This is a genomic window from Mesorhizobium sp. M0208, assembly GCF_040322015.1.
Taxonomy (GTDB): domain Bacteria; phylum Pseudomonadota; class Alphaproteobacteria; order Rhizobiales; family Rhizobiaceae; genus Mesorhizobium.
On sequence record NZ_JAMYSP010000085.1, the window covers coordinates 1 to 6,276 of the forward strand.

The following is a 6,276-nucleotide window of genomic DNA, read 5'->3' on the forward strand; positions in this document are numbered from 1 at the left end:
ACCGGCACCCCCAATGCCTCATGGCTTAACGGCGGACTCCTGTACTCGCCTCCTTGGGAGTAGGCGGAGTTCGGCGTCGATCAACTTATCAGCCGGTAGGCTTAGCAAGTGGTGATCCTACCCAAAACATTGATCGACGCCGAAGTGGGTTCGACCTGGAGCAGTACTTGATCCGAGGAAACTTGAATGCCTGACCTCCGCCATAAAATCCGCGAATGCGTTGAGCAGACCCCCTTTGTGGATACTCACGAGCATTTGATCGAAGAGCGGCAGCGCGTCGAGGGAGTCGTACACCCGAGATTTTTCCAGTCGAACGATTGGTCTTATCTCTTCCAAGACTATGCTGCGGAGGACCTTGTTGTCTGCGGTATGCCACAGAAAGACTTTCAAAGCTTCTTAAACCCCAACCTCAGGAGTGAAGAAAAATATCTCCTAGTGGCTCCGTACTGGAAGCGGATAAAGAATACGGGTTACGGACTGGCGATTCGTCACACTTTTCGTGGTCTTTACGGCGAAATCGATCTTACAAGCGATACGTTTCCGCAGATTGCGGAAAAGTACCACGAGTTCGTTAGGCCTGGCTTTTACACGGATATTCTAAGGCGTTCGAATATAGAATTTTGCCACGTAAACGCGTTGCAAAGTTCGTTCATAGAGAGTGCTACACCTAATATCCTCGCGCAAGACCTCAGCATTCTAAGTCTTTGTCGGTGCAGTGCCGCGGATTTCGTGCGGATCGAGGAAGAAACGGGTTCACGCCCGAGCTCGCTCGACGAATGGCTTTCGATTATCGATGACTATTTCCGAAGGTACGGTTCCAAGGCCGTGGCGGTGAAGTGCCAGATTGCGTACACTCGTGCCTTGGATTTCGCTCCAGTGACTAAAAGTCTTGCCGCTCGCCTTTTCCCGAACCAAGCGGATCTTACTGGGGCTCGCCATTCGCTTGGCGCAGATGATCTGAAAGCGGTTCAAGATTTTCTCTTTCGGTATTGCATAGGCAAGGCTGAAGAGTATGGCTTGCCGGTGAAGTTACACACCGGATATTTGGCTTCAGTCGGCGTCATGCAAGTTGACCGCGTCCGACGCAATGCATCTGACCTATGTCGCTTGTTGCAGGACTATCCGGACGTAAACTTCGTGTTGATGCATATAGGGTACCCGTATGAACATGAGTTTATTGCGCTTGCGAAGCAATACACAAATGCTTACATCGATATGTGCTGGGCATGGATGCTAAATCCTGTCGCGAGTACCCGCTTTTTGACCGACTTTTTGGTCGCAGTACCATCGAACAAGATCTTTACGTTTGGTGGGGACCTTGTAGCCGCGGAACCCATTTACGGGCATGCTATTTTGGCACGGCGCGGTATCGTCGAGGCTGTGCACCAACTCGTGGCGAGCGGGTGGCTCGCTGCCGAGGACATGCCGACGCTGATCGAACAGATCATGCGAGGGAATGCGCACCAATTCTTCCCGAACAACCCCTGTGGTGTAGATCCGTGAACTGCAGGCGTTAGTGGGTCGCGATAAGCTGGACGCTTTGGGGCATCGAGCCTTCATACAGCTGACAGATGAGGATCGCCTTATTTTTATCTCTCGTGACTTTGAGCGTCGTGGAGCTATCGGTTATCTGGCGGCGGTCATCTATTTGAGGCGGATCGTGGAACTCGCCCCCTGCGAGGCGCTGATCGCAGCGGCACCGGTGCCGTCTCGTGCGCGGGAAGGCGACAATATCGGCATCTCGACTTACAGGGCGGCAAGGCGGATTTTTCGGCGGGTTTTTCGAGGTTTATGGTATCCCCACGGAGTTGGCCGCCTGCTGAGGCAGGCTGAAGGCTGCAAGGTCCTGGTGCAAGCACTAGGAGTAGCCCTGTGACGAAGCATCAGATTGAAGACACGTCGGTCGAGCGGCGCTGGCGCTGGTCTCGGGACGAGAAGGAGCGGCTGGTCGCCGCGGCGTTTAAGCCGGGTCAGTGTTTCCGAGATCGCGCGATCGGCTGGCCTTCATGTGAGCCAGGTTTTCCGGTGGCGCAAGGAACTCTGCCAGATTTCGCGCCGTCCGTGCCGCATCTTGTTCCCGTGGAGGTCGTCGAGGCAACGCAATCACCGATATCCCGATCGCGCAAGAAGAGCAGCACTGTGACGATCGAGCTTGGCGGCGCCCGCCGCCTGCGGGTCGAGAGTGATCTCGATAGTGAGGCGCTCTGGAGCGGCGATGATCTCGATCCCGAGCGGTGTGAAGGTGTGGCTCGCCACACTGGCTATACGGATATGCGCAAGGACTTCCCGGCCTGTCGCTGACGGTGCAATTGAAGCTCGATCCGCACAGCGGTCATTTGTTCTGTGTCCCCCGGCGGCAGGGAGGGCTGATGAAGGTCTGGCAAGACGGCCAGGGTCCTTGCGCGGCCGCTTCATCTGGCCCTCGGCGGCCGACGGCACGGTGGTGATGCCCGCTCAGCTTGGCTTCTGCTCGAAGGCATCGGCTGGCGAATGCCTGGCGTCCAAGCTCGGCGGGATGAGCAAAACCATCTTCGGATGAATGTCGAGAGCTACAGGCACCGCGAGGCCATGGAGCGAAAGCGTGGCCCGGGACGCCCCGCGTCCTATGCCACACCCGCCAACAGCCTCGCTGATTGACGCGCCGCGACAATCAAACCGACAAACCCTCTTGCCTCATCAGAGTAAGCGGTGCGCCAGGGCACCTTGCAAGAGGCCGATGAACATGGAGTTTTCGCGCCATGACATTGGAACATGCAACGGGCGATATGGTCGCCGAGTTAAGCGGCGCCGCGGCGGCCGAAGATCTTACAACGGTGCCCGGGCGCGTGCGGCAACGAAGGCTGTGGAGTTGCACGGAGAAGCGCGCGTTGGTCGATCTGGCGAGCGCGGCGGGGTCGTCGGTGACCGAGGTCGCGGAGGCGTTCGGTGTAGCTCCGTCACAGCTCTATGCCTGGCGCAAGCAGATGGCCGGCGGCGAGCTCGAGGCCGACCGGGCGGTGGCAACTTTCGCGCGGATCGAAGTGAACGATCTGCCCGAGGTCGAGCGTCCCGTCGCCGATTGCCCGGATCCGGCCGGCAGGATCGTCGTGGCCTTTCCGAACCGCGCGCGATTGCGGATCGACGGGACCGTCGATCCGACAGCGCTGCGTATCGTCCTGGCGGAGTTGACCAGGTGATCACGGTGGTGCCGACCGACCGGATTTACCTTTGCTGCGGTGAGACCGATATGCGCCGCGGGATCAACAGCCTGGCGCGGATGGTGCAGCAGGTGCTCGCGCTCGACCCGCACACTGGCGCGATCTTCTGCTTCCGTGGACGCAAGGGTCATATCATCAAGATTCTAGCGCATGACGACCAGGGGTTCTGCCTTTTTACAAAACGCCTTTCCGATGGTTGTTTCGCCTGGCCGACCACCAAGGATCAGGTGACCGTGTCGCTCACCAAGGCACAGCTTTCGCTACTTTTGGACGGGATCGATTGGCGCCGGCCGAACAAGATTTATCGACCGCGTCTGGCCGGCTAAATTCGGCCGTTCTCATCGATTTTGTGTCGATTTTGCTTCCGTAGACGAGGTCTTTCGGGTATGTAATTTGGGTGTCGGAACAAGCTCCCTCAATCGCTGATTTCCTCGCCCGGATCGCCACTCTGGAGGCGGCCGTTTGTGCCCGTGACACCACCATCGCCGAACGGGATGAGCAGTTGCGAAGAGAGCGCGCCGAGGCCGCACTTCGCATCCAGCGCCTGCAGCTGCGGATCGATCGCTTCAACCGCAAAGCCTTCGGCCGCTCCTCCGAGAAGCTGGACCAGATGCGGCTTGAACTCGAAGCTCTCGAGACCGATTTCGCCGCCAGCGCGCCCGATCTCGAACTGCCTATCGTCGCTGACACCGACAAGGTCCGGGTGTTGCCGGTGCGCAAGCTCAATCCGAACCTGCCGCGCAAGCGGATCGTTCGCGAGCCCTCTTGCGCATGCTGCCCGGGCTGCGGCGGCGACATGCGCGCCATGGGCCAAGATAGTGAGGAGATGCTCGATCTGGTCGCCCAAGCCTGGCAGGTGATGGAGACCGTTCGACCCAAGTACAGCTGCCGGACCTGCGATAAAATCATCCAGGCGCCGGCACCAGCCAAGGCCATTGCACGCGGCAAGCTCAGCTATGCCGCGCTTGCCCATATCATGATGGCCAAGTGGGGTTATTATCTGCCCTTCTACCGTCAGGTACAGATGATGGCCGCCAAGGGCGTCGATATCGAGCGATCGACGCTTGCGCGCAGCGCCGGCTACGCCGCCGCCTTCTCGATCCGATCTACAACCGCATCCGTGAGATCGGCCGTACCCGAACCAAGATCCACACCGACGACACGCGGCTTCCGATCCTGGCGCCCGGCAACGGCAGGACACACAAGGGCGCGCTCTGGGTTTACGTTGCCGACGATCGCAACTCGGGTTCGCAGGAGCCACCGATCGCCTGGTATCGCGCCACCATGGGCCGCGCCGGCGAGAGCGTTATGAGCGAGCTCGCCGGATTTACCCGGACGCTCCAGGCTGACGGTTTCAGCGGCTACAACCAGCTCTATAAGGGTGGCGCCATTCGAGAAGCTGCCTGCCTGGCCCATCTGCGTCGCAAGATATTCGACGTTCACGACAGCCAGCCGACCGAGCTCAGCACGACGGCGATGGCCGGTATCCAGGCGATCTACTGGATCGAGGAAGAGATACGGGGGCTGCCGCCCGCCGAGCGATTGGCCGCACGACGAAGGCGGACCCGACCACTGGTCCGCGCGCTGCGACGACAGCTCATGCGCCAGGGCAAGGGTTTGTCGCGCCATGCCGATATCGCGAAGGCCTTCGCCTATGGCACCAGGCGATGGCGCGCGTTCAATCGCTTCCTCTATGATGGCCAGCTCGAGCCCGACAACCTCATCGCGGAGCGCGCCATTCGCGGATTTACGGTCGGCAGGCGCAATTGGCTTTTCTCGGGCAGCTTCGCCGCGGCCGAGCGGTCGGCGGTCGTGCTCAGCATCATTGCGACCTGCAAGCTCTGCGGCATGCCGAAGCCTACATGGCCGATGTCACCGAGCGCATCCAGAACGACTGGCCAGCCTCGCGCTGGGACGAACTGATGCCGTGGAATTGGGTGCGCCGCCAAGCGATGCAACTCTCCTTGGCGGCATGAGCGCGATCGATGACATGGCGCTGTCGGACGAGGCGCTCGAGGCCTGGATGGCCGTCAAGATCAACCGTCGCCCGCTGGTGCGGACCATGTCGGCGCTGGATGGCTTCGTAACGGCAGCGGTCACCGGGCCGCGGTTCCCGGACCCGCAAGACTGGATGTGCCCGCTCATGGGGTTGCCGCGCGACGTCTTGGCCAAAGGCTCTGCAACAGATCGGGCCGTGTTTGCCAGCGTCGCCAGGATCCACAACCGGATCAACGAGACGCTCTTCGACAGACCGCAGGATTATGCGCCCCGATTCGCCACCAAGCCCAGGGGCGGCATTGACGCCCGGCCGTGGTGCCAGGGGTTCTACGCGGCCATGAATCTCAACATCAAAAAATGGAAACGGCTACTCGACCTCAACAACCCCCATCACGGCCTGCTGCTGCCGATCCTGATCTACTGCGTCGACAAAAAGGGGAGGCCCGTCCTCGGCAAGCCCAGGCCAGGACCCGAGACCGCGCACTTCATCGAGCACGAGGCGTACAAAGACATCGCCCTCGTCATCCCCGCTCTGCGCGAACTCCACTACGTCACCCATTATGACTCGGAGTGATCGGCGCCGGCGCGCCGACGAACGAGAGACTAACCATCAAGGCGATTTCGGGAAAGGTGCCTTGGCGCACCGCTTACTGAAGCCCCTCCGCCAGCGATTTAGATGCTCGATGTGGATTACATATTATAGTTGATAAACTCAAGCTGCCTAATCCGCTGGCTGTCGTGCATGGATATGCGCAGGTTGGTCGGACGTAATGTGCAGAGGATCAGGCTAAGGAAGCGTCTGACCCAGGAGCAGCTTGCCGAGATTTCCGGGTTCAGCCAGCAGTACATCAGCGGCTTGGAGAAGGGCCGAAGAAATCCGACGATCATCACGATCTATGAACTGGCATTGGCCCTCGGCGTCAGCCACACGGATCTGGTTCGGCCCGACAAACAGGCCTGACGCACCCACTTCCAAGTAATTGCTACTGGCCCGGGGGGCGCGGCGCGCGCCCGCCCCGGGGCGGGAGCGCCCCCGCGCCGCCGGAGGCGGGCGGGTCGGGGCATGACGCAGCCCCGACGC

The 6,276-nt window shown here is 60.2% G+C and carries 9 protein-coding genes and 1 pseudogene; all 10 read left to right on the plus strand.

The genetic code is table 11. The features are described 5' to 3' along the window. The first annotated feature begins 186 nt into the window (after nt 1-186). The 10 genes and pseudogenes from NKJ17_RS33295 (at nt 187) to NKJ17_RS33340 (ending at nt 6,156) form a co-directional block, all read left to right on the plus strand. A complete protein-coding gene (locus NKJ17_RS33295) occupies nt 187-1,503 on the plus strand; it encodes an amidohydrolase family protein (RefSeq protein WP_352691944.1) in 1,317 nt (438 codons plus the stop codon). A gap of 13 nt (nt 1,504-1,516) precedes the next feature. Next, entirely contained in the window at nt 1,517-1,876 is a 360-nt protein-coding gene (locus NKJ17_RS33300) for a hypothetical protein (protein ID WP_352691945.1), read from the plus strand. Beyond that, nucleotides 1,873-2,301: a hypothetical protein gene (locus tag NKJ17_RS33305; RefSeq protein WP_352691947.1), complete on the plus strand. Its 429-nt coding sequence runs from the start codon at nt 1,873-1,875 to the stop codon at nt 2,299-2,301. The genes NKJ17_RS33300 and NKJ17_RS33305 overlap by 4 nt, the downstream gene beginning before the upstream one ends. Nucleotides 2,302-2,398: 97 nt before the next feature. Continuing rightward, entirely contained in the window at nt 2,399-2,539 is a 141-nt protein-coding gene (locus NKJ17_RS33310; protein ID WP_352691948.1) for a hypothetical protein, read from the plus strand. 226 nt (nt 2,540-2,765) lie between these two features. Next, on the plus strand, nt 2,766-3,176 hold the full coding sequence (gene tnpA / locus NKJ17_RS33315; protein WP_352691950.1) for an IS66-like element accessory protein TnpA: 411 nt from the start codon (nt 2,766-2,768) through the stop codon (nt 3,174-3,176). Next, nucleotides 3,173-3,523: an IS66 family insertion sequence element accessory protein TnpB gene (tnpB, locus tag NKJ17_RS33320; RefSeq protein WP_214393793.1), complete on the plus strand. Its 351-nt coding sequence runs from the start codon at nt 3,173-3,175 to the stop codon at nt 3,521-3,523. The genes tnpA and tnpB overlap by 4 nt, the downstream gene beginning before the upstream one ends. Nucleotides 3,524-3,594: 71 nt before the next feature. Continuing rightward, a pseudogene (tnpC, locus tag NKJ17_RS33325) lies at nt 3,595-5,120 on the plus strand (IS66 family transposase). Beyond that, entirely contained in the window at nt 5,081-5,173 is a 93-nt protein-coding gene (locus NKJ17_RS33330; protein WP_352691952.1) for a hypothetical protein, read from the plus strand. The pseudogene tnpC and the gene NKJ17_RS33330 overlap by 40 nt, the downstream one beginning before the upstream one ends. A 47-nt stretch (nt 5,174-5,220) precedes the next feature. Further along, nucleotides 5,221-5,769 carry a UPF0149 family protein gene (locus NKJ17_RS33335; protein WP_352691953.1) on the plus strand — a complete coding sequence of 183 codons (549 nt, stop codon included), beginning with the start codon at nt 5,221-5,223 and terminating at the stop codon, nt 5,767-5,769. Nucleotides 5,770-5,937: 168 nt separating this feature from the next. Then, nucleotides 5,938-6,156 (plus strand): helix-turn-helix transcriptional regulator, encoded by a 219-nt coding sequence (locus NKJ17_RS33340; RefSeq protein WP_023730016.1) that lies wholly within the window; start codon nt 5,938-5,940, stop codon nt 6,154-6,156. The last annotated feature ends 120 nt before the right edge of the window (nt 6,157-6,276 follow it).

Excerpts from the sequence above, each read along its gene's own strand:
- tnpA (WP_352691950.1), top strand. The coding sequence starts at position 2,766 with ATGGTCGCCGAGTTAAGCGGCGCCGCGGCGGCCGAAGATCTTACAACG.
- NKJ17_RS33340 (WP_023730016.1), top strand. The coding sequence starts at position 5,938 with ATGGATATGCGCAGGTTGGTCGGACGTAATGTGCAGAGGATCAGGCTA.
- NKJ17_RS33335 (WP_352691953.1), top strand. The coding sequence starts at position 5,221 with ATGGCCGTCAAGATCAACCGTCGCCCGCTGGTGCGGACCATGTCGGCG.
- NKJ17_RS33295 (WP_352691944.1), top strand. The coding sequence starts at position 187 with ATGCCTGACCTCCGCCATAAAATCCGCGAATGCGTTGAGCAGACCCCC.